At 70.2% G+C, this 23,837-nt stretch carries 27 protein-coding genes; 14 read left to right on the top strand and 13 right to left on the bottom strand.

Translation table 11 applies throughout. From position 1 onward, the window contains the following. Positions 1-61: 61 nt before the first annotated feature. Genes BLS81_RS06305 through tatC form a run of 5 tightly spaced genes read left to right on the top strand, consistent with a single transcriptional unit; the run spans position 62 to position 2,879 of the window. On the top strand, positions 62-790 hold the full coding sequence (locus BLS81_RS06305; protein WP_093222244.1) for a segregation and condensation protein A: 729 nt from the start codon (positions 62-64) through the stop codon (positions 788-790). Then, positions 787-1,404, top strand: coding sequence for an SMC-Scp complex subunit ScpB (scpB, locus tag BLS81_RS06300; RefSeq protein ID WP_093222242.1), 618 nt, complete (start codon positions 787-789; stop codon positions 1,402-1,404). Before BLS81_RS06305 ends, scpB begins: the two co-directional genes overlap by 4 nt. A gap of 27 nt (positions 1,405-1,431) precedes the next feature. Continuing rightward, positions 1,432-1,662, top strand: a complete 231-nt coding sequence (locus tag BLS81_RS06295) for a twin-arginine translocase TatA/TatE family subunit (protein WP_093222239.1) — start codon at positions 1,432-1,434, stop codon at positions 1,660-1,662. 30 nt (positions 1,663-1,692) lie between these two features. Then, entirely contained in the window at positions 1,693-2,106 is a 414-nt protein-coding gene (locus BLS81_RS06290; protein ID WP_093222237.1) for a twin-arginine translocase TatA/TatE family subunit, read from the top strand. Next, positions 2,103-2,879 carry a twin-arginine translocase subunit TatC gene (gene tatC / locus BLS81_RS06285; RefSeq protein ID WP_093222233.1) on the top strand — a complete coding sequence of 259 codons (777 nt, stop codon included), beginning with the start codon at positions 2,103-2,105 and terminating at the stop codon, positions 2,877-2,879. The genes BLS81_RS06290 and tatC overlap by 4 nt, the downstream gene beginning before the upstream one ends. A gap of 53 nt (positions 2,880-2,932) precedes the next feature. Here tatC and BLS81_RS06280 read toward each other — a convergent pair whose 3' ends face one another. Continuing rightward, positions 2,933-3,787, bottom strand: coding sequence for a M15 family metallopeptidase (locus BLS81_RS06280; RefSeq protein WP_338061592.1), 855 nt, complete (start codon positions 3,785-3,787; stop codon positions 2,933-2,935). An 81-nt stretch (positions 3,788-3,868) separates the two neighbouring features. Between BLS81_RS06280 and BLS81_RS06275 the strand changes: the two genes are divergently transcribed. Together BLS81_RS06275 and arfB are read left to right on the top strand one after the other, a co-directional pair. After that, a complete protein-coding gene (locus BLS81_RS06275; RefSeq protein ID WP_093222230.1) occupies positions 3,869-4,516 on the top strand; it encodes an RluA family pseudouridine synthase in 648 nt (215 codons plus the stop codon). 49 nt (positions 4,517-4,565) lie between these two features. Then, positions 4,566-4,991, top strand: a complete 426-nt coding sequence (gene arfB, locus BLS81_RS06270; protein WP_093222228.1) for an alternative ribosome rescue aminoacyl-tRNA hydrolase ArfB — start codon at positions 4,566-4,568, stop codon at positions 4,989-4,991. A gap of 42 nt (positions 4,992-5,033) precedes the next feature. On the opposite strand, the gene BLS81_RS06265 is transcribed toward arfB, so the two are convergent. Continuing rightward, positions 5,034-5,399 carry a YciI family protein gene (locus tag BLS81_RS06265; protein ID WP_093222226.1) on the bottom strand — a complete coding sequence of 122 codons (366 nt, stop codon included), beginning with the start codon at positions 5,397-5,399 and terminating at the stop codon, positions 5,034-5,036. 116 nt (positions 5,400-5,515) lie between these two features. Beyond that, a complete protein-coding gene (locus BLS81_RS06260; RefSeq protein ID WP_093222222.1) occupies positions 5,516-6,445 on the bottom strand; it encodes a glutaminase in 930 nt (309 codons plus the stop codon). 196 nt (positions 6,446-6,641) lie between these two features. On the opposite strand from BLS81_RS06260, the gene BLS81_RS06255 reads away from it, so the two are divergent. The 6 genes from BLS81_RS06255 (at position 6,642) to BLS81_RS06230 (ending at position 11,466) form a co-directional block, all read left to right on the top strand. Beyond that, positions 6,642-7,976, top strand: a complete 1,335-nt coding sequence (locus BLS81_RS06255; RefSeq protein ID WP_093222218.1) for a chloride channel protein — start codon at positions 6,642-6,644, stop codon at positions 7,974-7,976. 59 nt (positions 7,977-8,035) lie between these two features. Continuing rightward, the gene (locus BLS81_RS06250) at positions 8,036-9,673 is read left to right on the top strand and encodes an FAD-dependent oxidoreductase (protein WP_093222214.1); all 1,638 of its coding nucleotides are present in this window, start codon (positions 8,036-8,038) and stop codon (positions 9,671-9,673) included. After that, the gene (locus BLS81_RS06245; protein WP_093222212.1) at positions 9,670-10,089 is read left to right on the top strand and encodes a DUF1810 domain-containing protein; all 420 of its coding nucleotides are present in this window, start codon (positions 9,670-9,672) and stop codon (positions 10,087-10,089) included. The genes BLS81_RS06250 and BLS81_RS06245 overlap by 4 nt, the downstream gene beginning before the upstream one ends. Before the next feature lie 143 nt (positions 10,090-10,232). Beyond that, the gene (locus BLS81_RS06240; RefSeq protein WP_093222208.1) at positions 10,233-10,703 is read left to right on the top strand and encodes a GNAT family N-acetyltransferase; all 471 of its coding nucleotides are present in this window, start codon (positions 10,233-10,235) and stop codon (positions 10,701-10,703) included. Further along, complete coding sequence (locus BLS81_RS06235; RefSeq protein WP_093222206.1) at positions 10,700-11,122, top strand: GNAT family acetyltransferase; 423 nt, start codon at positions 10,700-10,702, stop codon at positions 11,120-11,122. The genes BLS81_RS06240 and BLS81_RS06235 overlap by 4 nt, the downstream gene beginning before the upstream one ends. Continuing rightward, the gene (locus tag BLS81_RS06230; RefSeq protein ID WP_093222203.1) at positions 11,119-11,466 is read left to right on the top strand and encodes an ArsC family reductase; all 348 of its coding nucleotides are present in this window, start codon (positions 11,119-11,121) and stop codon (positions 11,464-11,466) included. The genes BLS81_RS06235 and BLS81_RS06230 overlap by 4 nt, the downstream gene beginning before the upstream one ends. 21 nt (positions 11,467-11,487) lie before the next feature. On the opposite strand, the gene BLS81_RS06225 is transcribed toward BLS81_RS06230, so the two are convergent. From BLS81_RS06225 to BLS81_RS06210, 4 genes are all read right to left on the bottom strand, one after another. Then, the gene (locus tag BLS81_RS06225; protein WP_093222942.1) at positions 11,488-12,843 is read right to left on the bottom strand and encodes a sensor histidine kinase; all 1,356 of its coding nucleotides are present in this window, start codon (positions 12,841-12,843) and stop codon (positions 11,488-11,490) included. Next, positions 12,840-13,943 (bottom strand): DUF2336 domain-containing protein, encoded by a 1,104-nt coding sequence (locus BLS81_RS06220; protein WP_093222201.1) that lies wholly within the window; start codon positions 13,941-13,943, stop codon positions 12,840-12,842. Before BLS81_RS06220 ends, BLS81_RS06225 begins: the two co-directional genes overlap by 4 nt. Positions 13,944-13,978: 35 nt before the next feature. Next, entirely contained in the window at positions 13,979-15,139 is a 1,161-nt protein-coding gene (locus BLS81_RS06215) for a hypothetical protein (protein ID WP_093222197.1), read from the bottom strand. A gap of 114 nt (positions 15,140-15,253) precedes the next feature. After that, positions 15,254-15,547, bottom strand: coding sequence for an Hpt domain-containing protein (locus BLS81_RS06210; RefSeq protein WP_093222194.1), 294 nt, complete (start codon positions 15,545-15,547; stop codon positions 15,254-15,256). An 84-nt stretch (positions 15,548-15,631) separates the two neighbouring features. Between BLS81_RS06210 and BLS81_RS06205 the strand changes: the two genes are divergently transcribed. Continuing rightward, on the top strand, positions 15,632-17,932 hold the full coding sequence (locus BLS81_RS06205; RefSeq protein ID WP_093222190.1) for a coiled-coil domain-containing protein: 2,301 nt from the start codon (positions 15,632-15,634) through the stop codon (positions 17,930-17,932). Between the two features lie 141 nt (positions 17,933-18,073). Here BLS81_RS06205 and der read toward each other — a convergent pair whose 3' ends face one another. The 6 genes from der to BLS81_RS06175 all read right to left on the bottom strand — a co-directional run bounded on the left by der (position 18,074) and on the right by BLS81_RS06175 (position 23,837). Then, positions 18,074-19,432: a ribosome biogenesis GTPase Der gene (der, locus tag BLS81_RS06200; RefSeq protein ID WP_093222187.1), complete on the bottom strand. Its 1,359-nt coding sequence runs from the start codon at positions 19,430-19,432 to the stop codon at positions 18,074-18,076. A 194-nt stretch (positions 19,433-19,626) separates the two neighbouring features. Beyond that, complete coding sequence (locus BLS81_RS06195; protein WP_093222183.1) at positions 19,627-21,003, bottom strand: outer membrane protein assembly factor BamB family protein; 1,377 nt, start codon at positions 21,001-21,003, stop codon at positions 19,627-19,629. After that, positions 21,000-21,698: a tetratricopeptide repeat protein gene (locus tag BLS81_RS06190; RefSeq protein WP_093222179.1), complete on the bottom strand. Its 699-nt coding sequence runs from the start codon at positions 21,696-21,698 to the stop codon at positions 21,000-21,002. Before BLS81_RS06190 ends, BLS81_RS06195 begins: the two co-directional genes overlap by 4 nt. 66 nt (positions 21,699-21,764) lie before the next feature. After that, positions 21,765-22,637 (bottom strand): 3-methyl-2-oxobutanoate hydroxymethyltransferase, encoded by an 873-nt coding sequence (gene panB, locus BLS81_RS06185; RefSeq protein ID WP_093222176.1) that lies wholly within the window; start codon positions 22,635-22,637, stop codon positions 21,765-21,767. 42 nt (positions 22,638-22,679) lie between these two features. After that, entirely contained in the window at positions 22,680-22,961 is a 282-nt protein-coding gene (locus BLS81_RS06180; RefSeq protein ID WP_093222173.1) for a DUF427 domain-containing protein, read from the bottom strand. A 150-nt stretch (positions 22,962-23,111) separates the two neighbouring features. Next, positions 23,112-23,837: a 3'(2'),5'-bisphosphate nucleotidase CysQ gene (locus BLS81_RS06175; protein ID WP_371128256.1), complete on the bottom strand. Its 726-nt coding sequence runs from the start codon at positions 23,835-23,837 to the stop codon at positions 23,112-23,114.

Raw genomic sequence — 23,837 nt, 5'->3', positions numbered from 1 at the left:
TTGTTGGCCGGGTGACGGTTGGCGCGTGGGCGGGGGGGCGGGCCGTGGGTGAGCGCGCGCGATGAGCGAACCCGAAATCCTCACGCTCGATCTCGATGGCTGGGAAGGACCGCTCGACCTGCTGCTCGCGCTGGCGCGCAACCAGAAGGTCGATCTGCGCGAGATTTCGATCCTGGCCTTGGTCGATCAATATCTCGCGTTCATCGAGCAGGCGCGCGAAATCAAGCTCGAACTCGCCGCCGATTATCTGGTGATGGCGGCGTGGCTCGCCTATCTCAAATCGGGGTTGCTGCTGCCGCGCGACCCCGAGATCGAACCCAGCCCGGAGGAACTCGCGCTGCGGCTGCAATTGCGGCTCGAACGGTTGAACGCGATGCGCGAGGCCGGGGCGCGGCTGATGGCGCGCGACCGGATCGGGCGCGACGTGTTTCCGCGCGGCGCGCCCGAGGGCTTGCGCACCGTGCGCAAGGCGCTGTGGCAGGCGGAGATCTTCGATCTGATCGCCGCGTACGGCCGGATCAGCGCGCGGACCCGGCCGGTGATGCACATCGTCGCCAATCGTCCGGTGATGACGCTGGAGGCGGCGCTGGAGCGGGTCGCGCGGCTGGTGGGCAGCGCGGTCGATTGGGCGGTGATCGAGAGTTTCCTGCCCGACAGCGCGAGCGGCGTATTCCGCAAGTCCGCGCTGGCGTCGTCGTTCCTCGCCGCGCTCGAACTGGCGCGGCAGGGTAAGGTCGAGCTGCAACAAAAGTCTCCGTTCGCGCCGCTCTATCTGCGGGCGCCGCGATGACCGGCTTCGGCGGCGACGCGCCCGACGATCTCGTCCGCGCGGTGGAGGCGATCGTGTTCGCGGCGACCGAACCGCTGACGATCGACGCGATCCGCGCGCATGTCGGCGCGGGCGCGAACGTGCGCGCCGCGCTCGAAACGCTCGCCAGCGACTATGCCGGGCGCGGCATCGAGCTGGTGCGGCGGGGCGAGCGCTGGCATTTCCAGACCGCCGCCGACATGGCGCATCTGCTGCGGCGCGACCGCGAGGAGCCACGCAAGCTCAGCCGCGCGGGGATCGAGACGCTCGCGATCATCGCCTATCACGAACCCGCCACGCGCGCCGAGATCGAGGCGATTCGCGGGGTGCAGATCTCCAAGGGCACGATCGACGTGCTGATGGAGGCGGGCTGGGTCCGCCCGGCCGGGCGGCGCGAGGTGCCGGGGCGGCCCCTGCTGTACGCGACCACGCCTGAATTCCTCGCCCATTTCGGACTCGCCAGCCGCCGCGACCTGCCGGGGCTGGAGGATTTGCGCGCGGCCGGGCTGCTCGATCCGGCCGATCTCGCGCTGGAGATCGCGGCGGATGCGGGCACCGATACGAACGAGGTGGCAAATCCCTTGGAAGAGGACTAGATAGAAAGGATACCTAGGAGAAACATGATGGGTTTCGGTAGTCCAATTCACTGGCTCATTTTCGGCGTGCTCGCCATCCTCGTGCTGGGCGGTGGCCGGTTCTCGAGCATGATGGGCGATGTCGCCAAGGGCATCAAATCGTTCAAGAAGGGCATGGCCGAGGACGACGAGCCGCGCACGCCGAGCCGGATCGAGGCGAAGCCCGCCGCCGAGCCTGCGTTCGACGCACACGGCGAGAAGGTTCGCGAGGACCGCTAAGGCGTATCACGAAGAAGGTTGCGCCGTAGCATGTTCGATTTCCAGCCGATGGAGTTGGTCGTCCTGGGGACGGTCGCGATCCTGGTGATTCCGCCCAAGGATCTGCCCAAGGCGATGCGCGTGGCCGGCTATTGGGTCGGGCGCATGCGCGGGGTGGCGCAGCAGTTCCGCAGCGGCTTCGACACGATGGTGCGCGAGGCCGAACTGCACGAGATGGAAAAGAAATGGGCGGCGGAAAACGAGCGCATCATGCGCGAGCATCCGCCCACCCCCGCGCTCGACGCGCCGCAGCCGGACGCGCTCGATGCGCCGCCGGTGATGCCCGCGCTGCCGGATTCCGAACGCCACTATAGCGAGGACGGGCCGCCGATCTATGTCGAGCATCCGACCGTGGTGGCCGCCGAGGCACCGGCGCCGGTGAACCTGGACAAGGCGGCGTCGTGAACGCGCCGGTCGATGAACTGGACGCGTCGCGCGCGCCGCTGCTCGAGCATATCGCCGAGCTGCGCCGACGGCTGCTCTACAGCCTTGGCGCGCTGGCGGTGGCGTTCGCGGTGTGCTTGTATTTCGCCGAGCCGATTTTCGGCTTCCTGGTCCACCCGCTGATCCAGGCGGGGCAGAAGCGGATCTATTACACCGGTCTGTTCGAGGCGTTCTTCGTTCAGATCAAGGTGGGGCTGTTCGCGGGGCTGATGGTTTCGTTCCCGGTGATCGCCAACCAGCTCTGGCAGTTCGTCTCGCCCGGCCTGTACCGCAAGGAAAAGCGCGCGCTGCTGCCGTTCCTGATCGCGACGCCGTTCCTGTTCGCGACCGGAGCCGCGATGGCCTATTTCGCGGCGGTGCCGGCGGCGCTGCACTTCCTGCTGAGCTATCAGGGCAATGTCGGCGGGATCGAGCAGACCGCGCTTCCGGCGGTCGACAAATATCTCGATTTCGTGATGCAGTTCCTGTTCGCGTTCGGCATCGCCTTCCTGCTGCCGGTGGTGCTGATGCTGCTCGAACGCGCCGGCATCGTTACGCGCAAGCAGCTTGCCGGCGCGCGGCGCTATGCGATCGTCGGCTGTTTCGCGATCGCTCTGGTGCTGGCGCCGCCCGACGCATGGTCGATGGTGATGCTCGCGGTGCCGCTGATCCTGCTCTACGAACTCTCGCTGATCGCGATCTGGTTCACCGAGAGGCGCCGCGCGCCGGCCAAGGACGTGATCGAGGCGGTTTAGGTGCCTTATCTCACCCGTTCGTGCCTCGACTTCGCTCGGCACGAACGTGGGCGTCACCCCCGCCGCCGGTTCCGGCGATAGAGCGGGCTCGGCTGTGGCGTCGGGGTGGGCAGCGGCTGGATGAAATAGCTTTGCGGATGGCCTTGCAGATACGGTGATCCCGGCGCGGGCACGCTCGGCGCGGGGGCCGGGGCGGCCGGGCGGATCACGCCGATCCAGCCGTCGGCGACGTCGATGACCGCCGGAATGGCCGGAAATTCACGGCGCGCGCGTGCGAACAGCAGCCGCGCGCGCGCCGCGCCCGGCGTGGTGATCGACGCGCCGACCCAGCGCCAGTGCCACGGCTCCCACGTCACGCCTTGCGCGTTGCCGGCGGGGAAGCTCAGCTCGAAGCCATATTCATGGGCGTGCGCGATCAGCCATTGCCCCGCCGGCGTGCGCGCGAGGCAGGGGTTGACGTCGCCGCACCCGCCCGAGGGGCGGATTCCGAAGTCGATCGCATAGCCGGTGGCGTGCTCGCTATGCCCCGGCGGCCCGACCGAGCGCGCGCGCTCGGCGGCGTCGTGGCATTTCTTGCCAGGGCCGATCTGGCTGCAGAACACCGCGCGCTGATGCTCGATCGAGCGGAAACACGACACGCCGCGCAGCCGGTTGCCGACGCCGGGTGCGACCGCGGCGGCGGCGAGCATCCGCGCGAGATCGGGCGCGGCGTCACGCTGGACATAGCAGGGCTGGCCGAGCGCGAAGCCGGCGGGGGCGGACACGAGATCGCTGAGCGGCGCCTCGCGGTACGGGATGTGCCCGAGCACGCGGCCGTCGGGGCCGGGCGTGACCCACTGGCCGGGGCACAATTGCTCCGGGGTGGCGGCCATCGCCAGCGCTGGCGCGGCGAGCGCAGCCCATGCCAACAGTCTCTTCCCGGAAGTCAGGTAGCGTCGCATCGTCGAACCGCTCTGGCATGCGCGCGCTTGCGGTGGCAAGGCGGGTTCATGCTTGCCAACCATGTTCTCTTCCTCGACGGCGAGGCGCTCGTCATCGACAAGCCCGCCGGGCTGCCGGTCGATCGCCCGCGCGACGGCTCGATCAGCCTCGAAAACCATCTCGACAGCCTCACCTTCGGGTTCAAGCGCTGGCCGCATCCGGTGCATCGACTCGATCGCGACACCTCGGGGTGCCTGCTGCTGTCGCGCAATCCGAAGGCGCACGCGCGGTTCCAGCAGGCGTTCGAACAGGGGCTGGTGCAGAAACGCTATCTCGCCGTGCTGGAGGGCGTGCCCGACGGCGAATCGGGGCTGATCGACCTGCCGCTCGCCAAGGTGAGCACCGCCGCGACCGGCTGGCGGATGCGCGGCGACCCCGCCGGCAAGCCCTCGCGCACCGGTTGGCGCGTGATCGCGGTGAAGGACGGGCGCGCGTTCGTCGAATTCACCCCCGAGACCGGGCGCACCCACCAGATCCGCGTCCATGCCGCCGAGGCGCTCGGCGCGCCGGTGGTCGGCGATCCGATCTATGGGCGCGGCGGCGGCGAGACTTTGCTCCACGCCGCCGCGCTGACCGTGCCGCGCGCGGGCAAGGAGCCGATCATCGCCGAGGCGCCGCTGCCCGAGCGGTTCGTCAAGGCCGGGTTCGGCGGCTGAACGCGACGCGCCCGTTTTCCAAGCGGTCGCGATCGGCTATCATCACGCGATGGTCGCCATTCCCATCACGCGCTCGATCTCGATCGACGATAGCGAGCTTCAGGAATCGACCACGCGTTCGGGCGGGCCGGGCGGTCAGCATGTCAACACCACCGACAGCGCGGTGATCCTGCGCTTCGATGTCGGCAACTCGCCGGGATTGCCGCTGCCGGTGAAGAACCGGATCGCGGTGCTGGCGGGATCGCGGCTGACGCGCGACGGGGTGCTGGTGCTGCGCAGCGAAGGGTCGCGCTCGCAGCACGAGAACCGCCAGGAGGTGCGCGAGCGGCTGATCGCGCTGATCCAGGAGGCCACGATCGTGCCCAAGAAGCGCCGGCCGACCAAGCCGACCAAGGCCTCGCAGACGCGCCGCGTGGAGGGCAAGGTCAAGCGATCCGGAATCAAGGCCGGGCGCGGGCGCGTGACGGTGGATTGAGCGGTTGCTGGCGGCGGGGCATGCCGAGGCGTACCGACGGCGTTACCGCAAATCCTCCAGCTCATAGACCGGGCGGATCTCGATCTCGCTCGGTCCGGGCATTGGGTTGGGGCAACGCTTCACCCACGCGACCGCCTCCTCCATGTCCTTGACGGTCCAGACCCAGAAGCCCGCGACCAACTCGCGGGTCGCGGCGAACGGGCCGTCGATGACGGTGCGGTCCGCGCCGTCGAAGGCGACGCGCTTGCCCTCCGACGACGGCTTGAGCCCCATGCCGGTGCCCGGCGGCATGATGCCGGCGTCGATCAGTCGCTGATTGAAGGCGCCCATTTCCGCGAGCGCTACGGCGGTCGGGAGCAGGGGGCGCTCGCTGTCCTCGGTGGCTTTCACGATCACCATCACGCGCATGTGTCGCCTCCCTGATCGACAGAGCGATCAGATCATAGCCGTTCGTGCCGAGCGAAGTCGAGGCATCTGTATTCGGGGCTTGTCCCTCGACTTCGCTCGGGACGAACGGGGGCGCTTCACCCCTCGAACACCGACCAGCCGGTACGCTGCACCAGCCGTTCGAGCGCCAGCGTGCCGAGTTGCGAATTGCCGCGTTCGTTGAGGCCGGGCGACCAGACCGCGACGCTCGCCTTGCCGGGCGCGACCGCGAGGATGCCGCCGCCGACGCCCGATTTGGCGGGCAGGCCGACGCGGAAGGCGAATTCGCCGGAACCGTCGTAATGGCCGCAGGTCAGCATCAGCGCGTTGATGCGGCGCGCGCGCTGGGGCGACACGACGGAATGACCGGTCGAGGGATTGCGCCCGCCCCGCATCAGATAGCGCCCGGCGAGCGCGAGCTGGCGGCAGCTCATCGCGAGCGCGCATTGGTGGAAATAGACGCCGAGCACGCGATCGACATCATGGTGGAGGTTGCCGAACGCGCGCATGTAATTGGCGAGCGCCTTGTTGCGATACCCGGTCGCCTGCTCGGCGGCGGCGACGGACTCGTCGACGAAGATGGCGTCCTCGCCGGCGAGCGCGCGGACGAAGCGGAGCAGTTCGGCGATCACCTCGGCGGGCTGGCGGTTGCCGAGCAGGATGTCCGAGACGACGATCGCGCCGGCGTTGAGGAACGGGTTGCGCGGGATGCCGCGTTCGGTCTCCAACTGCACGATCGAGTTGAACGCGGTGCCCGAGGGTTCGCGGCCCACGCGCGTCCACACCGCGTCCCCACCCGCGCCGAGCGCGAGGGTGAGGCCGAACACCTTGGCGACGCTCTGCACCGAGAACGGCTGGTCGGCATCGCCCGCCATGTGGCAGACGCCGTCCGCGTCGATGACGGCGATACCGAAGCGGCGCGGATCGACCGCGCCGAGCGGCGCGATGTAATCGGCGACCGCGCCGCGATCGGGCGCGTCGGCCATTTCGGCGGCGATGTCGGCGACGATGGCGGAGAGATCGGGCATAAGGCAGCGTAGCGGGCGGGGCGGGGATCGTCAGCTTCTCTTCGCACGAACGCGGGAACCCAGCGCCAAGCAGAACGACGATTGGCGGCTCTTGCGGCCCGGGACTCGCGCGTGCGCGGGTGAACAGGAAGGTTTCACGTCATCTCCCGCGTCCGCACGGGTGGCGCTGCGGCGCACCATCTGTCACAGGCGGGGGATGACGCGATCGTGGATATCGGTGGCACGCCTGCGCGCGCTGCGCTGGCTGCGTGGCCGCAAGGACGGCCGCGACCTCGCGCTCGGCGTGTTGCGCCGCCGGATCGCGACCGGCATCGGCGCGGTGGCGCTCGGGCTGGTCGCGCTGCTGTTCGCCAAGGCGGGCGACTGGGCGCAGCATCTGTTCGCTGAAGGCGTGGCGCGCTGGCCCTATGCGCCGCTGCTGCTCAGCCCGGCGATCTTCGCGGGTATCACCTGGGCGACACTCCGCTGGGTGCCGCAGGCGCGCGGATCGGGCATCCCGCAGGTGATCGCGGCGAGCCGAACGCCCGAACGGTCTTCGCTGGGGCCGCTGGTGTCGCTGCGCACCGCGATCGCCAAGATCGCGATGACGGTGACGATGCTGTTCGCGGGCGCCTCGGTCGGGCGCGAGGGGCCGACGGTGCAGATCAGCGCGGCGATCATGATCGCGGTCCACCGGCTGCTGCGCGTGCCGATCACCGCGGGCGTGCTGATCGCGGGTGGTGCTGCGGGCGTGGCGGCGGCGTTCAACACGCCGCTCGCCGGAGTCGCCTTCGCGATCGAGGAACTCGCCTCCGCCTACGAACAGCGCGTCGCGGTGCTGGTGATGGCGGCGGTGATGATCTCGGGGCTGGTGAGCCTCGGCATCGCGGGCGACTACGTCTATTTCGGGACGATGCGGCAGACGCTGCCGATCCTGTCGGTGATTCTGATCTGCCCGGTCGCGGGCGTGGTCGGCGGGGTGAGCGGCGGGCTGTTCAGCCGGATCGTGCTGGCGTTCGGCTCGCCCCGGCATCCGTGGCTGAAGCGGCTGCGGTCGCGCCCGGTGCTGTTCTCGGCGGGATGCGGGCTGGTGGTGGCGGTGCTCGGCATCACTAGCGGCGGGGAATTGTGGGGGACCGGCTATGACGCGACCAAGCATCTCGTCGAGGGCGGCAGCGGTTCCCTGTGGTTCGGGCCGGGCAAGGCGATCGCGACGCTCGCGACGACGCTGAGCGGAACGCCGGGCGGCATCTTCGCGCCGTCGCTGGCGGTGGGCGCCGGGATCGGCCATCTCGTCGCGGCGGCGTTTCCGAACGATCCGGGCGGAGCGGTGGTCACGCTCGGCATGGTCGCGTATTTCGTCGGCGTGGTGCGCGCGCCGCTCACCGCCGTCATCATCATCGCCGAAACGACCGCGAGCCGGGGCATGATCCTGCCCTTGTTCGCGACCGCGCTGATCGCCGACGCGGTGAGCGCGGTGATCTCGCCCGAGCGGCTGTATCACGGCCTGTCGCGCGGTTTCCTGGAGCCGGCACCGCCGCCGCGTCCGTAACGGACCCAACCGAAGGTATCGGCTTGCGCGGTGCCCGCCAGATCGCCGATACTCGGCGCATGAGCACGCTCGACACGCGCAGCCACCAGATGTTTCCGACCCTCGACGCGGGGCAGATCGAGGTCGCGCGCCGCTTCGCGAGCGGGCCGGCGCGGCATTTCGCGCCGGGCGAGGCGCTGTACGAGATCGGCGACGTCGGCGCGCCGGCGTGGCTGGTGCTGGACGGCACGATCGACGTGACGCGGCGCGACGGGCTCAACCGGGAAGCGGGCATCACCGTCCATCACGCCGGCCAGTTCAGCGGCGAGGTCTCGCAGCTTTCCGGGCGGCCGACGATCGCCGCCGGGGTGGCGGGCGCCGACGGCTGCACCGCCCTGCCGTTCGACGCGGCGCATTTGCGCGCGCTGATGGTCGGATCGGCCGATCTCGGCGAGATCGTGATGCGCGCGCTGATCCTGCGCCGGGTCGGTCTGATCGAGGAAGGCGGGGCCGGATCGATCCTGATCGGCGTGCCAGGCAGCGCCGATATCGTGCGGTTGCAGGGATTCCTGACGCGCAACGGCTATCCCAACCTCGTGCTCGACGCCGAGACCGATGCGGAGGGCCATGCGCTGATCGAGCGGATCGGCGTGCTGCCCGAGGAATTGCCGCTGATGGTGTGCCCGAACGGCACGATCCTGAAGCGCCCGAGCGACACCGAGGCGGCGGCGTGCCTAGGCATGACCCCCAAGCTCGATCCCGAGAAGCTGTACGACGTCGCGATCGTCGGGGCGGGGCCGGCGGGGCTGGCGGCGGCGGTCTATGCCGCGTCCGAGGGGCTGTCGGTGGTGGTGCTCGACGAACGCGCGACTGGCGGGCAGGCGGGCGCGTCGTCCAGAATCGAGAATTATCTCGGCTTCCCGACCGGCATTTCGGGGCGTGCGCTGGCCGGGCGCGCGTTCAGCCAGGCGCTCAAGTTCGGCGCCGAGGTGGCGGTGCCGCTCGCGGTGGAGCGGCTCGACTGCACCAAGCGCCAAGCCTCGGGCGATCCGCTCGCGCTGGTGCTGGCGGGCGGGGGGACGATCCAGGCGCGATCGGTGATCGTCGCGAGCGGCGCGCGCTATCGCAAGCCGGCGATCGACAATCTCGCCACGTTCGACGGCGACGGCGTTTCCTATTGGGCCTCACCGATCGAGGCGAAATTGTGCGAGGGCGAGCGGATCGCGCTGGTCGGCGGCGGCAATTCGGCGGGGCAGGCGGTGGTGTTCCTGGCCGGCAAGGTCGATCATCTCGATCTGGTCGTGCGGCGCGACCTGCGCGAGACGATGTCGCGCTACCTCATTGAGCGGATCGCGGCGCTGCCCAACGTGACGATCCATGTCGGCTCCGAAGTGATCGGGCTGGAAGGGGACCGCGCGACCGGGCTGACCGCCGCGCTGTTCCAAGACAAGGCGACCGGCGCGGTCAAGCGCTGCGCCTTGCGCCACCTGTTCCTGTTCATCGGCGCGGACCCCAATGCCGACTGGCTCGACGGGTGTGTGGAGACCGACGACAAGGGCTTCATCGTCACCGGCGGATCGGCGCTGCCGCTCCAGACCAGCCTGCCCGGCGTGTTCGCGATCGGCGACGTGCGCGCCGGATCGACCAAGCGCGTCGCCGCGGCGGTGGGTGAAGGCGCGGCGGTGGTGTCGCAGATTCACAGCTTGCTCGCCGAATGAGCGACTCGTTCGATCTCGAGCGCTTCCTGGAGGCGCAGGCCGACAGCTATGCGACCGCGCTCGCCGAGATGCGGCGCGGCGCCAAGCGCAGCCATTGGATGTGGTTCATCTTCCCGCAGATCGCCGGGCTGGGATCGAGCGCGATGGCGCGGCGCTACGCGATCCAGTCGCTCGACGAGGCGCGGGCGTATCTGGCGCATCCCGTGCTGGGCGCGCGGCTGCGCGAGATCACCGCGGCGCTGCAGGATCTGCCGCCGAGCGCGCCCGAGGCGGTGTTCGGACCGGTCGACGCGGTGAAATTGCGCTCCTCGCTGACGCTGTTCGAGGCGGCGGGCGGTGGGGCGGTGTTCGGCGCGGCGCTCGATCGTTGGTATCACGGTACGCGGGACGCGGCGACGCTGGCGCGGATCGGGTGATCGTCGCCCCGGCGGAGGCCGGGGCCGTTGGGTGTGGGTCAGCCGGCTCGCAAAACAACAAGCCGGCCCCGGCCTTCGCCGGGGCGACGGACTTTCGTCTTCTTACAGCTATGCTATCAGCCGCGCTTTGCCGGAAGGATCGGATGGCCCGATTGCACATGCGCGACGCGACGCGCGACGATCTGCCCGCGATCGTTGCGATGCTCGCCGACGATATCAAGGGGGCCGCGCGCGAGGACGCCAGCCTGCCGCTCGATCCGGGCTATCTCGCGGCGTTCGCGGCGATCACCGCGAACCCGAAGATGCGGCTGGTGGTGGCCGAGTTCGAGGGGCGCGTGGTCGGCACGGTGCAGATCGCGGTGCTGCCCGGCCTTTCGCGCAAAGGTGCGTCGCGCGGCCATCTGGAGGCGGTGCGGATCGCGAGCGACCTGCGCGGGCAGGGGCTGGGCGCCGAGCTGGTGCACTGGGCGGTCGAGCAGTGCCGCGCGGCGGGATGCGGGATGGTGCAGCTCACCACGCAGCGCGACCGCATCGACGCGCACCGTTTCTACGAGCGGCTCGGCTGGGAGCGTAGCCACATCGGCTACAAGCTGCACTTGCGGGGCATCGCATGATCGCGGAGGCGAGCGCCAGCGACGCGGCCGCGGTGGTCGCGCTGTGGCGCGCGTGCGGGCTGACGCGGCCGTGGAACGACCCCGATGCCGATTTCGCGCTCGCGCTCGCCACCGCGACCTCGACGGTGCTGGTGGCGCGCGACGGCACTGACGCCATCGGCAGCGTGATGGTCGGGTTCGACGGGCATCGCGGCTGGATCTATTATCTCGCCGTCGCGCCCGAGCGGCGGCGGAGCGGACTGGGGCGCGCACTGATGGCGGCGGCGCAGGCGTGGCTCGCCGCGCGCGGTGTGCCGAAGGTGCAGTTGATGGTGCGCGAGGGCAATGCGACCGCGCTCGGTTTCTATGAGGCGCTGGGGCTGGAGCGGCAGCCGATCGTGGTGTTCGGGCGCTTTCTCGGGGGTGATGAGGTACGATGACGACGCTCTACGGTATCCGCAATTGCGACACGATGAAGAAGGCGTGGAGCTGGCTCGACGCGCATGGCGTGGCGTATGCGTTCCATGATTACAAGAAGGCGGGGATCGACCGGGCGACGCTGGAGCGGTGGAGCGACACGCTCGGCTGGGAGGCGCTGCTCAATCGCGCTGGCACGACGTTCCGCAAACTGCCCGAGGCGGACAAGGCCGATCTCACCCGCGACAAGGCGATCGACCTGATGATCGCGCAGCCGTCGATGATCAAACGGCCGGTCCTGGAAAGCGGCGACATGCTGCTGGCGGGGTTCAAGCCCGAGGTTTACGCGGCGGCCGCGCTGGGGTGATCCCTGCCGGGACGGGGAGGATCAAGCTGCTGGCAGGGTCAGGACGAATCGGGCGCCGTGCCCGGGGGCGCTGTCGAGCGTGATCTCGCCGTCCATCGCGCGCGCCAGCCGCCGCGCGATATACAGGCCGAGGCCGCTGCCGCCGGGTTCGCGCGGATCGACGCGTTCGAACTTCTCGAAGATCCGCGCCTGATCCGCCTCGGCGATGCCCTTGCCCTGATCGGCGACGATGATCGCCGCCGCCGCGCCGTCGCGCTCGGCCCGCACCCAGATGACGCCGCCTTCGGGCGAATAGCGCACGGCATTGCCGATCAGGTTGACGAGGATCTGCAACACGCGGCGGAACTCGCCGCGCGCGGGCAGGGCCTCGCCGAGTGCGGGCTTGTCGATCCGCACCTTCGCATCGGCGGCGCGCACCGCGAGCAGCCCGGCGGCGCGGCGCGCGAGATCGGCGAGGTCGATCGTCTCGATCGCGACCTGGAAGTCGGGCCGCTCGATCGCCTGCAAATCGACCAGATCGTCGACCAGCCCGATCAGATGCCGCGCGGCGCTGGCGATATCGGCGGCGTAATCGACATAATCCTGCCGCAGCGGCCCGTCCGAGCGGGCGTTGATGCTGTCGGCGTTGGCGATGATCCGTCCGAGCGGCGCGCGCAACGCGGTGTCGAGCCTCGCGGCGAACGCGCCGCCGGCATCGTCGATCGTCCGCGCGGCCTGCGGGCGATCGACCGCCGCCGCGCCGATGAAACCGACGAACTCGCCGCGCATGTTGCTGCGCGGGGCGGCGGCGAGGCGCAGCGGCTCGCCCGTCGCGCGCAGCCGCGCGGGTTGATCCTCGAACCGCTCGCGCATCGCCAGCCCGCCGAGGATCGGGAAGCCACCGCTCTCGTCCTCGCCGAGCACGAACAGGGCGGTAAGCGGCTGCCCCAACAGCGAATCGGCATCGAAGCCGTGGCGCGTGCCGACATCGGGGGTGAGGAAGGTCAGCCGCAACGCCGCATCGGTCTCCCAGCGCCAGTCCGCGTCGGTGGCGAGCGATGCGTGGTCGGCCTCGATGCTGGCATCGGGCGCGGTCCAGGCGGGGCGGCCGCGCCAGCCGGTGATGGCGAGCGACACGCCCGCCGCGCCCGGCTCGGCGCGCACCCACAAATCGAGATCGTCCGCGCCGTCCGCCGCGACGACGCCGCGCGAGACGAGAATGCCGAGCCGCTGCGCGAGCCGCGCGAGCCGCGCCAGTTGCGGCACCGCCATGGGTTCGCCGATCGCGCCGCCCGCGCGCGCGTTGAGATCCTCGAGCCGCTGGTCGGCCTCGACCAATCGCCCATCGGGATCGACGAGGCCGCGCACCAGCGGCGGCACCGGATCGTGCGCGTTCATGCCCATGTCCCCCGCGCGACCGCGACCATCGCGGCGCGATATTCGGGCGGGAGCGTGAGGGGGGCGACGGCCGCGCGCGCGCGCTCGGGCTCGATCGCGGCGATCGTGTCGAGCGTCTCGGCGAAACGTTCGATGTCGCGGCGCGGATCGGCCTCGCACAGCGCCACCCCGATCGCCGCGATCGCCGCGCGGTCCAGCTCCAGCGCGCGCAGCACCAGCCACAGCCGCTCGCCATCGGGCTCGAGCACCAGATCGCGCACATCGGCATAAGCGAGGCCCAGCGCATGGCCGAGCAGGGCGATGAACAGCGACAGCCGCTGGTCGGCCAGCGCATCGCCAAGCAGCGCGGCGAGCTCTTCCGCGCCCGCGTCGAGCGCGGCGGCGAGGCGAGTCGCGACCGCTTCGAGGCGATCGTTCTCGTCATAGGCGGCGATGCTGTGCCGAGCCGCTTCGGCGAGCGCGCGGTCGAGCGCGTCGATGTCGCCCGAGGCGGGGCGCGCGCGCAGCGCGGCGGCGATCCACCATGCCAGCCGGCGGTGGATCGGCGCCGGCAGATCGCCCCGCGGCGCCGCGCCGACGAGGATCGGCGCCTTGCGATGCCCCTCCGCGGCGAGCAGCGCGACGGCGGCGCGCGCGACGCGCTGATCGGCATGGCGCGACAGGCGGGCGAGCAGGCTCGGCTGGTCGGCACGGCCCGGCGGTTCGATCGGCAGCGCGTCGGCGATCAGGCCCTGGCGCACGCGGCCGATCAGCTCGTGCATCAGCTCCGGGTCACGCAGCAGCCCGGCCGCGCGCAGCCGATCGAGCGCGGACACGCCATCGGCGATCAGTTCGGCGAGCCGCGGCTGTGCGAGCGCGGTGAGCAGGCGCGCGGCATGCATGCGAATCGCGGCCTCTATCGCGCCGAGCACCGATTCGAGCGTGGTGGCGAGCGCGGCGCGCGCGCGATCGTCGAGTCGGCCGTCGTCGCCGAGGAAAATATCGTCGATCGCGGTGGTGAGCCGCCGGTCGGCGCGCAAATCCGCCGCCGCCGCGCGCGCCAGCAGCGTGGGGGCGGCGGCCCTTCCGCCGGGATTCGGATCGCGATCGCTGATCGACATGCCAGCACGCTTAACCGGGCATCGTTAAGACGGACTTAAGGCTTTTCGATCAGCGTCTCAATCGCGGCGGCAAGCGTCGCTGTGGCATATAGGCCGGCGGCGCCGAGCGCGACCAGCGGATAGCCGAACAGCGCGAACGGCAGCATCACGATCGGCGCGGCGGTGAGGCTCGACCACCAACGGTGCGGCCAGGCGGCGAGCGCGATCCGCTCGACCAGTCCGCCGGCGATGACCGCGCCGAGCGCCAGCGCCCAGCCGAGCGCCAAATGCGTGGCGCCGCCGACCGCGAGCAGGCTCGCCGCCGCCATGCCGGGCGCGGCGACCGCGAGCAGGCGCGCGGGCAACGCCTCGTCGCGCAACCAGGCGAGCGTGTGGCCGATCGTCGCGAGCAGCATCGCCGCGAGCAGCACGACGAGGCCGATCGCGAGCCAGCCCGACAGGATCGCGGCCAATCCGCCCAGCCCGGCGACAGCGGCGCCCAGGCTGAACGCCCAGCTCGGCGCGCCGCGCGCGAGCAGCGGCGGCAGCGACAGGCGCGCGGGCAGGGCGGTGGCATAGCGATCGGCCCACCGCTCGGGCCGTGCCATCAGCGTCGCGACGATCGCGTTGCCCCAGCGTGCCAGCGCCTGCGAATCGCGCTCGATGCCGTGGGTCGATTCCGCGCTCTTCGGCAGGCGGATCTGGCGCGCGCCCGATTGCGCGACGATGCGCAGCAAGGTCGACTGGAAATCATAATCGTGCGGCATCGCCGCGACATCCTTGATCCGCGCGACCTCGATCAGCGCGAGGCCGGCCCATGCGGTCGAAACGCCGATCCGCTCGAACCGGTCGTCGCCGTCGTCGGCGACGAGCAAGGTGTCGCCCCGTTCGGCGGCGAGCAGCGCCACCGTGTCCCCGGTCGTGACCACGCCGTCCGCGACCACCGCGACGCGCGCGAGCGGATGGAGCGTCTCGACCGCCTCGGCCGCGGTGCGCACCGCATCGACGGTGACCCCGCGCCGCCCGATCCGGCTGATCGCGCCGAGCAGCCCCGGCGTCATGCGCGCGACCGCGAGCACGATCTGGGTCGCGCCGGCCGCGATCAGCAGCCGCGCCTGGAATTCGATGAGTGTCAGTCCACCGAACGGAAGCGTCTCCGCCAGCGTCCCCGCACGATCCTCGGCATCTTCCGTCGCAAAAATCAGGCCCGCCAGCATCGGGGGGCCATTAGGCGGTGTTGCCGGCAAAGGCAAAGGTGATGCGGAAACATGGGCGCGCCGCCCATGTCGAGCGGGGCCGAATGCACCTGCGCCCGGGACAAACGGAGGGGGTTAGAGCCGCTCCACCGCGCGGCGCAGCCGGCGCACGATCGCCATGTCGAGCGGCTGAGCCTCGGCGGCTTCGTTCGCCACCGCCATCAGCCGGACCGCGCCGAAGCTGGCGGCGAGACCCTTGAGCCGGCTTGCCGCCAGCCGCCATTCCTGCGCCCGGTGTGCCGCTTCGAGCTGGTCGAGCGCGCGGTTGGCGCTGTCGAGGAAGGCGCCGCGCAGCTCCGCGATCAGCTCGGGCTCGTCGCCCACCGCCGCCGCCAGGGTCGCATCGATTGCTCCGGGATCATAAGCCATAATGGAGCGAATATCACGACGAACGTTAAGGCAAGGTTTCGCAATTCGCTTCCCCGGTGCGTGAATCATGGTAAACACGGGCAAATGAACGGGGGTTCTCGCATCATTGATCTTCGCCCGAGCGCGGGCGATTTTTCGGCCGGCGACCGCGCCGGAGGCGGAGAGCATATCAAAGAGCCGCTGACGGACACGCCGCAAGACTTGCTCGATTTCGACGAGGCGCCGGAACCACGATCGGGCCGGGTGCTGCCGGTGCTCGGCGCGGTGGTGTCGGTCGGTTGGATCGGCGCGATGCTCGCGCTGAGCTGGAACCGCCTCGCGGAGACGCCGCCGATGGAGCTGGCGGTCTTCATCGCCGCCCTGTGCGTGCCGCCCGCGCTGATCGGCATCGGGTTGTTGCTCGCGTTGCGCACCAGCCGCGCCGAGGCGAATCGCTTCGCCGGCACCGCGCGCGCGATGCGTGCCGAGGCGGCGTCGCTCGAAACCACGGTGGCGGCGCTGTCGCGCACGATCGAGGACAATCGCGAACGGCTCGCCGAGCAGGCCGCGACCCTGACCATGCTGGGCGAGACCGCGACCGCGCGGCTCGGCGGCATCGGCAGCGGCATCGCCGCCGAGATCGCGCGGGCCGATGCCAACGCCAAGTCGCTCGCCGCGCTCTCGGCGGATGCCTGCGCCAAGCTCGAGACGCTGATCGCGATGCTGCCGCGCGCGGGCGAGGAGACGGCGTCGCTGACCGAGCAGCTCAAGCACACCGCGATCGTGGCGAGCGAGAGCGCGACCGCGCTCGACGCGCAGCTCGCCGCGCTCGCCGCGCGCGGGCGCGAGGCGGATCAGGTCGCGGGCGGTGCCGCGCAGAAGCTCGCCGCGAATCTGATGCGGATGAAGGCGACCAGCGAATCGGCGGCGGCGCGGCTCGAACAGGTGAGCGCGGAGATGTCGGCATCGGTCGACGGCCTGCTCGATCGCACCGCCGGCGCGGTCGACGAGGCGCGCAAGGGGATCAGCGCGCAGGGCGAGGCGATGCTGGCGATGCTCGGCACGCATCAGGCTGCGCTCGACCATGCCGCCAAGCATAGCGCGGAGGCGCTCGCCGCACGCATCGCCGACATCGAGACCGTGATCGACCGGATCGCCGCGCGGCTGGCGGCGCAGCGCGACGCCACCACCGACATGGTCGAGACGCTCGGCGCCGGTGCCGATCATCTCTCCGCCGAGTTCGACGGCTTCCATGACCGTCAGGCCGCGCGCGCGCGCGAACTCGCCGTGTCGATCGAGGCGTTGCGCGCCTCGGCCCAGGGCATGTCCGAAACGATCCGCGCCGGCGACGAGATCGCCACGACGACGATCGGAACGACCGAGCGGCTGCTGGTCGCGCTCGATTCGGCGACGCGCGAGATCGACGAGACGGTTCCCGCCGCGCTCGCGCGGCTCGACGAGCGGATCGGCGCGAGCCGCCGTCTGGTCGGCGACGCCCGGCCCGAGTTGGCCGCGCTCGTCACCGCCGCCGAAGACACGCATGACGCGATCGAATCGGTCGCCTTCGTCATCTCGGGCCAGCGCGACCAGGCGGAGACGCTCGCGGGCACGCTGCGCGCGACGCTCGCCGAGAGTACCGGCAAGGCGGCGGAGCTTGGCGCCTCGGTCGAGGCGACGATCGGACAGGCCAACCGGTTCGCGGAGGATGCCGCGCCGCGCCTCGTCGATGCGTTGCTGCGCGTGCGCGATACCGCCAGCGCGGCCGCCGCGAGCGCGCGCGAGACGCTCGCCAGCGTGATCCCGGAGGCCGCCGCCGCGCTGGAAGCCGCGAGCGCGGACGCGATGCAGCGCGCGGCGACCTCCTCGCTCGACCTCAACCTCACCGCGATCGGCGAGGCGGCGGAAGAGGCGGCGCGTGTCGCCGAAGGCGTCGCCGCGCGGATCGCCGAGCAGATCGCCACGATAAGCGCGGCGAGCGCGATCGTCGAGACGCGCGTCGAACAGGCGCGCAACGAGCGCGAGAAGGCCGAGGAGGAAAGTTTCGCGCGCCGTGTCTCGCTGTTGATCGAAGCGCTCAATTCGGCCTCGATCGACATCGCCAAGACCTTTTCGACCGAAGTCGCCGACAGCGCCTGGGCCGCCTATCTGCGCGGCGATCGCGGCGTGTTCACGCGCCGCGCGGTGCGGCTGCTCGACGGCGGCGAGGCGCGTGAAATCGCCCGGCTGTACGACGATGACGATCGCTTCCGCGACCACGTCAACCGCTACATCCACGATTTCGAAGCTATGCTGCGCGCGATTCTCGCGCAACGCGATGGCTCGCCGCTGGGCGTGACATTGCTGTCGTCGGACATGGGCAAGCTCTATGTGGCGCTGGCGCAGGCGATCGAGCGGCTGCGAAGCTGAGGCGCCACGCGTCGCCTCAGCCGCCCGCCCGGCGCGATATCCACGATGCCGTCGCCCCGACGCAGGTCCAGGCCGGTGCGTGCCGGGCACCCGGGTCGCGCAACACCCAGCGGCCCCGGCCCGCGCCGGAGCGACGGTTTCCTAACGATCGAACGGGTTCTTCGGCGCGCGTAACGTCAACCGCACCGGCACCGCGCCGAAGCCCAGATCGCGCCGTATGCCGTTGATGAGATAGCGCTGGTAGCTCATCGGCAGTTGATCGACGCGCGTACCGAACAGTACGAAGCCGGGCGGACGCGTCTTGGCCTGGGTGAGATAGCGCAATTTGATCCGCTTGCCGCCGGGGGCGGGCGGGGGATTGGCGTCGACCGCCTTTTCGAACCAGCGGTTGAGTTCGCCCGTGCCGACACGGCGCGACCACGCCTCACGCGTTTCGAACGCAACCTTGATGAGCGTGTCGATGCCCTTGCCGGTCGCCGCCGAGACGGTGAGCACCGGCAGGCCCTTGACCTGGCTGAGCCCCTCTTCGAGCGCGCTGCGGATGCCGTTGAACAGGCTGCTGGCGTTTTCCGCGACGTCCCATTTGTTGATCGCGACGATCAGCGCGCGGCCTTCCTGCAACGCCACATCGGCGATCCGCAGATCCTGCGCCTCCAGCCCACGCGTGGCGTCGAGCAGCAGTACGACCACTTCGGCGAAGTCGATCGCGTGGAGCGCGTCGGCGACCGAGAGCTTCTCGAGCTTGTCCTGAACCAGCGCCTTCTTGCGCATGCCGGCGGTGTCGATCAGGCGGACCGGGCGGCCTTCCCACGTCCAGTCGATCGCGATCGAATCGCGCGTGATGCCCGCTTCCGGGCCGGTGATGAGCCGGTCCTCGCCGAGCATCTTGTTGATGAGCGTCGACTTGCCCGCGTTGGGCCGGCCGATGATGGCGAGCTTGAGCGGGCCTTGTTCGTAAAATTCCTCATCCTCGGGCTCTTCGAGGGGCGCTTCCTCGTCGCGTTCGAGGTGCGGCAGCAACGCCTCGAACAATTCGCCCATGCCTTCGCCGTGCTCGGCGGAAAGCTGCACCGGGTCGCCGAAGCCGAGCGCGAGCGCCTCGATGATGCCCGCTTCGCCCGCGCGGCCCTCGGCCTTGTTGGCGACGAGCACGATCGGCGTGGTCGATCCGCGCAGCCATCGCGCGATTTCCTCGTCGAGCGGGACGATGCCGGCGCGTGCGTCGATCAGGAACAACGCGACATCGGCCTGGGCGACCGCCGCCTCGGTCTGCTGGCGCATCCGGCCGGGCAGCGAGGCGGCGTCCTGATCCTCATAGCCGGCGGTGTCGATGACGCGGAAATCGAGCCCGATCAGCGTCGCATCGCCCTCGCGGCGATCACGCGTGACGCCGGGGCGATCGTCGACGAGCGCGAGCTTCTTGCCGACGAGGCGGTTGAACAGAGTCGATTTGCCGACATTGGGCCGGCCGATGATCGCGACCACGGGGAGATTGGGCATCCCGCTCCCTTACGGCACGCGCGCGGTTTCGTCACCCCCGTGCCGGTATGCTTGTCCGCTACCCCGTTCGTCCCGATCGTAGTCGGGGGATCAGCCCAAAGCAGGTGTCTCGACTTCGCTCGACACGAACGGCTTGTGGGAGGCGCTCGCGTGTCCCGCGACTTCGCTCGGCACGAACGGTGTGTTGGGGCCGCTCACTTGTACGCGGTCACATGCCCCTTTTGATCGAGCACGTAGAGCGTCGATTTCGCGACGATCGGCGGCAGGGTGAAGCCCTGCTTGGCGTTGATCGTCGCGAGCACCTTGCCGGTCTCGGGCGCGGCCGAGACGATCTGGCCGAGCGAATTGGTGAGCACCAGACGCCCGCCGGCCAGCACGGGGCCGTACCAGGTGATCGGGTTCTTGTGCTTTTCCTTCTTCTTCTTTTTCTTCTTGGGCGCATCGTCGGGGACGATCTTGTCGCTCTTGTAATGCTGGAGCTGCGCGATCCAGCGCACCTTGCCGGTGCCGCGCGCGAGGCAGACCAGCCGCGCGTCGTCGGTGACCAGGAACAGCCACTCGCCCGCGACCCACGGCGTCGAAATGCCCGCGAAATTCTGCTCCCACTGGCGCTGGCCGGAGGCGATCTCGATCGCGACGGTGCGGCCGCCCTGGCCGACCGCGAACACGGTGCCGCGATCGATCACGGGATCGGCGTCGATATCGGCGAGCGAGGACACCGAGGTCGAGATGCTCGAGCGCGACAGCGCATCCTGCCAGAGCGTGCGGCCGTTTTCATAGCGGTAGGCGGTCAATTCGCCCGAGGAGAAGCCCGCGACCACGGTACCCTGCGCGACCGCCGGTGCGGCCACGCCGAACACGCCCTGCGTCTCCAGCGAGCCCGAACCCGACCAGACGATCGAGCCGTCCGCCTGCGAAAGCGCGAAAAGCTGGTTGTCCTGGCTCAGCACATAGACCTGCCCGAGCGCGACGGTCGGCGCGTTGCGCAAGGGGCCGCCGGGCTTGACGCGCCACAGTTCCTTGCCGTCCTTCGCATCGAACGCGACGACATCGCCGAGGCCGTCGGTCGCGAAGATCTTGCCGTCGTCGAAGCTCGCGCCGCCGCCGAAGCGGGCGGAGCGGTTCTTCTTTTCCGATCCCTTGGCGATGTCTGCGGTCCAGATCTTGGCGCCGCTCGCCGCGTCGAAGGCGTGGATCGTCGCATCGACATCGACCGCGAACAGCTTGCCGTCGGCGACGATCGGCGCCGAGCCGAGCCGCTGGCGGTTCGAGCCGCCGTCGATCTGCGCGGTCCATTGCCGCGCCAGCGACGTGCCGAGCGCGAGCTGGCCGAGCGACTTGGCGGCGCTGCCGCCGGGCTGTGCCCAGGTGTCGTTTGCGGTCGCCTCGGGCAGCAGCACCTGGACGTCGGCGATGGTCTTGTCGGCGTCGGCGGCGCTTTCGGAGGCGAGGATCGGAATCCGCTCGCCGAGCGTCGGCGTCTTGTGGCGGCCGGAGCCCTTCAGCGCGGCGCAGCCGCTGAGCGCGAGTGCAGCCGATGCCGTCGCGGCCAGGAATATCCTCGTCTTCATTTCGCCTTCTTGTCCTCAGCCTGATCGACGGCATCCACACCGAGCGCGCCCGTCATCTGCACGGCGCGCTGGCGGATCGTGCCGGGTACATCCTCATTGCGCGCGATCTGCGCGAAGAGCGGCCCGGCCAGATCGGGCTTGTTCATGCGCAGATAGGCGATCGCGACCAGCTCCGCCGCGCTGCCGAACCACGGGTTGGTCGGCTTGGCGAGATCGCGCAGCCGCGAGACGACCACGTCGGGCTTGAGCGTGTCGAACTCGGCGCTGGTCTGGCGGATCAGCGCGAGATCGCGGAACGGCTGGCCGACGCCGCTGTCTGCGGCGATGGCCGCGAACAGCTTGGCGGCGCCGGGCAGATCGTTCTTCTGAAGCAGCAGATCGGCCTGGGTGAACTGCGCGAGCGCGCGGTAGCCGGGCTCGCTCGCCTTGGCGAGATCGGGCAGCGGCTTGGCGGCGGCGGCATCCTTGGCGGCGATGCCGTCATACACCTTCTGCAATGTCTCGGCCTTGGCGCCCGCTTCGGACTGCTGGTGGCTGCGCCACAGCAGATAGCCGCCGAACGCGACCAGCGCGGCGACGATCGCGACGATCGCGATCCGCCCGTAACGTTGCCACGCGCCAGCGAGCTGGTCGCGGCGCAGCTCCTCATCGACTTCGCGCAGGAAAGCGGCATCGGTATTCGGCGGGACAGCCAACGCATAACTCCAATCGGGCGGGGAAGGCGCGGACCTTAGCGGTCCGCGATAGCAAGGGGAAGTGGCTCAGTCCTTCGGCAGATACGTCTGGTCCACGCCCGGGAACGTGCGCGACCGGACATCGCGCGCATAGGTCTCAACCGCGGCGGAAATGCGGCCAGCCATGTCGTCGAACGTCTTGACGAAGCGCGGCGTGCGCTCGAATAGCCCGAGCATATCCTCGGTGACGAGCACCTGCCCGTCGCACTGCGCCGAGGCGCCGATGCCGATCACCGGGCATGCCACCTCGGCGGTTATCGTGCGGGCGAGCGGCTCGAGGATACCCTCGGCGACGATCGCGAACGCGCCGGCATCGGCGATCGCGCGCGCGTCGGCGAGGATCTTGGCGTGCTCGGCCTCGCTGCGGCCGCGCGCGCCGTAACCGCCGAGCGCGTTGACCGCCTGTGGCGTCAGGCCGACATGCCCCATCACCGGGATGCCGCGTTCGGACAGAAAGGCGACGGTCGGCGCCATCGCGACGCCGCCCTCGAGCTTGACCGCCGCCGCGCCGGTCTCGCTCATGATCCGCGCCGCCGAGGCGAAGGCGGCTTCAGGGCTCGCCTCGTAGCTGCCGAACGGCATGTCGATGACGACGACCGAATGGTAGCTGCCGCGCACCACCGCGGCGCCATGCGCGCACATCATGTCGAGCGTGACCGGCAGCGTCGAAGGCAGGCCGTAGATCACCTGGCCGAGACTGTCGCCGACCAGCAGGATGTCGCAATGCGGATCGAGCAGTTGCGCCATCCGCACCGTATAGGCGGTGAGCATCACCAGCGGCTCGCCACTCCCATTCGCACCCTTGCGCTTGCGGATCGCGGGCACGGTGAGCCGCTTCATCGGCGCCGGCGTGGGATTGGCGCGGCTGGTCGCGGTGTCGATCGTGAAGGTCGTGGACATGCGCGCTCCATACCCGCGCTCGCGTGTGCGCGCCAGCGGGTGTCAGGCGACCGTCACGCCCTTCCAGAACGCGAACCGCCCCTTGATCTCGGCGGCGGCCGCCTTGGGATCGGGATAATACCAGGCCGCATCGGGATTGCGCGCGCCGCCGACGACGATCGTCTTGTAGCTGGCGGTGCCTTTCCACGGGCAGATCGTGTGGGTGGCGCTGTCTTCCAGCAGGGCGGGATCGACCGAGTCGGCGGGGAAATAATGATTGCCCTCGACGACGACGGTATCGTCCGATTGCGCGATGATCGCGCCGTTCCAGCGTGCGGTCGGCATGAGATATCCTTTCCTTATCCTCCCGGCACGGGAGGTGGCGCGCGGAGCGCGACGGAGGGGGCTTCCACAAGCGTACCCTATGTGGAAGCCCGCCTCCACCATTTTGCCGAAGAGGCAAAATGGTCCCCCCTCGCCGCGAAGCGGGGAGGATTACGTGTTGAGCAGCTTGAGCACCATTTCGGCATGCGCGGGACGCGCGATCAGCAGATCGGGCATATACACGTCGGCGTTGTTGTAGCGCAGCGGCGAACCGTCGATCCGAGAGCAGTGCAGCCCGTAGGCGGTCGCGACCGCGACCGGGGCGGCGCTGTCCCACTCGTATTGCCCGCCCGAATGGAGGTAGATGTCGGCCTGCCCGAGCACCACCGCCATCGCCTTGGCGCCCGCCGATCCCATCGGCACCAGCTCGGCGCCGAGCTTGCCCGCGACCGCGATCGCCTCGGGCGCGGGACGGGTACGGCTGACGACCATGCGCAACTGCGCGGGCGGGGGCGGCACCGGAGCGGGGCGATCACTGCGCAGCACCAGCCCGGCGTCGGGCAGCGCGACCGCGCCGATGCTGGCGACGCCGTCGATCGCGAGCGCGACATGCACCGCCCAGTCGGCGCGTGCCTCGCCATATTCGCGCGTGCCATCGACCGGATCGACGATCCACACGCGGCGCATGCCGAGCCGGGTGCCGTCGCACTTCATCTCTTCGGAGAGCAGCCCGTCCTCGGGCCGCGCGTCGCGCAGCGCGTGGACGAGGAACTGGTTGGCGGTCTGGTCACCGGCGAGCCCGAGCGCCTTGGGCGACAACACGCCCGAGCCCCGCACCGCGCGCAGCAGCGTGCCGGCGGTCTCGGCGAGGTGCGCGGCGAGGTCGGCGTCGGTCAG

The sequence above is a fragment of the Sphingomonas sp. NFR15 genome, assembly GCF_900103265.1.
In the GTDB taxonomy this organism is placed as follows: Bacteria; Pseudomonadota; Alphaproteobacteria; order Sphingomonadales; family Sphingomonadaceae; genus Sphingomonas; species Sphingomonas pollutisoli.
This window is presented reverse-complemented; position numbering and strand designations above follow the sequence as displayed.

Coding starts and splice junctions, on each gene's coding strand:
- BLS81_RS06225 (WP_093222942.1), bottom strand. CDS start 12,843: ATGAACGCGCACGATCCGGTGCCGCCGCTGGTGCGCGGCCTCGTCGAT.
- BLS81_RS06215 (WP_093222197.1), bottom strand. CDS start 15,139: ATGCTGGCGGGCCTGATTTTTGCGACGGAAGATGCCGAGGATCGTGCG.
- BLS81_RS06220 (WP_093222201.1), bottom strand. CDS start 13,943: ATGTCGATCAGCGATCGCGATCCGAATCCCGGCGGAAGGGCCGCCGCC.
- arfB (WP_093222228.1), top strand. CDS start 4,566: ATGGTCGCCATTCCCATCACGCGCTCGATCTCGATCGACGATAGCGAG.
- der (WP_093222187.1), bottom strand. CDS start 19,432: ATGCCCAATCTCCCCGTGGTCGCGATCATCGGCCGGCCCAATGTCGGC.
- scpB (WP_093222242.1), top strand. CDS start 787: ATGACCGGCTTCGGCGGCGACGCGCCCGACGATCTCGTCCGCGCGGTG.
- BLS81_RS06260 (WP_093222222.1), bottom strand. CDS start 6,445: ATGCCCGATCTCTCCGCCATCGTCGCCGACATCGCCGCCGAAATGGCC.
- BLS81_RS06205 (WP_093222190.1), top strand. CDS start 15,632: ATGAACGGGGGTTCTCGCATCATTGATCTTCGCCCGAGCGCGGGCGAT.
- BLS81_RS06305 (WP_093222244.1), top strand. CDS start 62: ATGAGCGAACCCGAAATCCTCACGCTCGATCTCGATGGCTGGGAAGGA.
- BLS81_RS06250 (WP_093222214.1), top strand. CDS start 8,036: ATGAGCACGCTCGACACGCGCAGCCACCAGATGTTTCCGACCCTCGAC.
- BLS81_RS06275 (WP_093222230.1), top strand. CDS start 3,869: ATGCTTGCCAACCATGTTCTCTTCCTCGACGGCGAGGCGCTCGTCATC.
- BLS81_RS06245 (WP_093222212.1), top strand. CDS start 9,670: ATGAGCGACTCGTTCGATCTCGAGCGCTTCCTGGAGGCGCAGGCCGAC.
- panB (WP_093222176.1), bottom strand. CDS start 22,637: ATGTCCACGACCTTCACGATCGACACCGCGACCAGCCGCGCCAATCCC.
- BLS81_RS06240 (WP_093222208.1), top strand. CDS start 10,233: ATGGCCCGATTGCACATGCGCGACGCGACGCGCGACGATCTGCCCGCG.
- BLS81_RS06295 (WP_093222239.1), top strand. CDS start 1,432: ATGGGTTTCGGTAGTCCAATTCACTGGCTCATTTTCGGCGTGCTCGCC.
- BLS81_RS06210 (WP_093222194.1), bottom strand. CDS start 15,547: ATGGCTTATGATCCCGGAGCAATCGATGCGACCCTGGCGGCGGCGGTG.
- BLS81_RS06180 (WP_093222173.1), bottom strand. CDS start 22,961: ATGCCGACCGCACGCTGGAACGGCGCGATCATCGCGCAATCGGACGAT.
- BLS81_RS06265 (WP_093222226.1), bottom strand. CDS start 5,399: ATGCGCGTGATGGTGATCGTGAAAGCCACCGAGGACAGCGAGCGCCCC.
- BLS81_RS06255 (WP_093222218.1), top strand. CDS start 6,642: ATGACGCGATCGTGGATATCGGTGGCACGCCTGCGCGCGCTGCGCTGG.
- BLS81_RS06290 (WP_093222237.1), top strand. CDS start 1,693: ATGTTCGATTTCCAGCCGATGGAGTTGGTCGTCCTGGGGACGGTCGCG.
- BLS81_RS06230 (WP_093222203.1), top strand. CDS start 11,119: ATGACGACGCTCTACGGTATCCGCAATTGCGACACGATGAAGAAGGCG.
- BLS81_RS06195 (WP_093222183.1), bottom strand. CDS start 21,003: ATGAAGACGAGGATATTCCTGGCCGCGACGGCATCGGCTGCACTCGCG.
- BLS81_RS06235 (WP_093222206.1), top strand. CDS start 10,700: ATGATCGCGGAGGCGAGCGCCAGCGACGCGGCCGCGGTGGTCGCGCTG.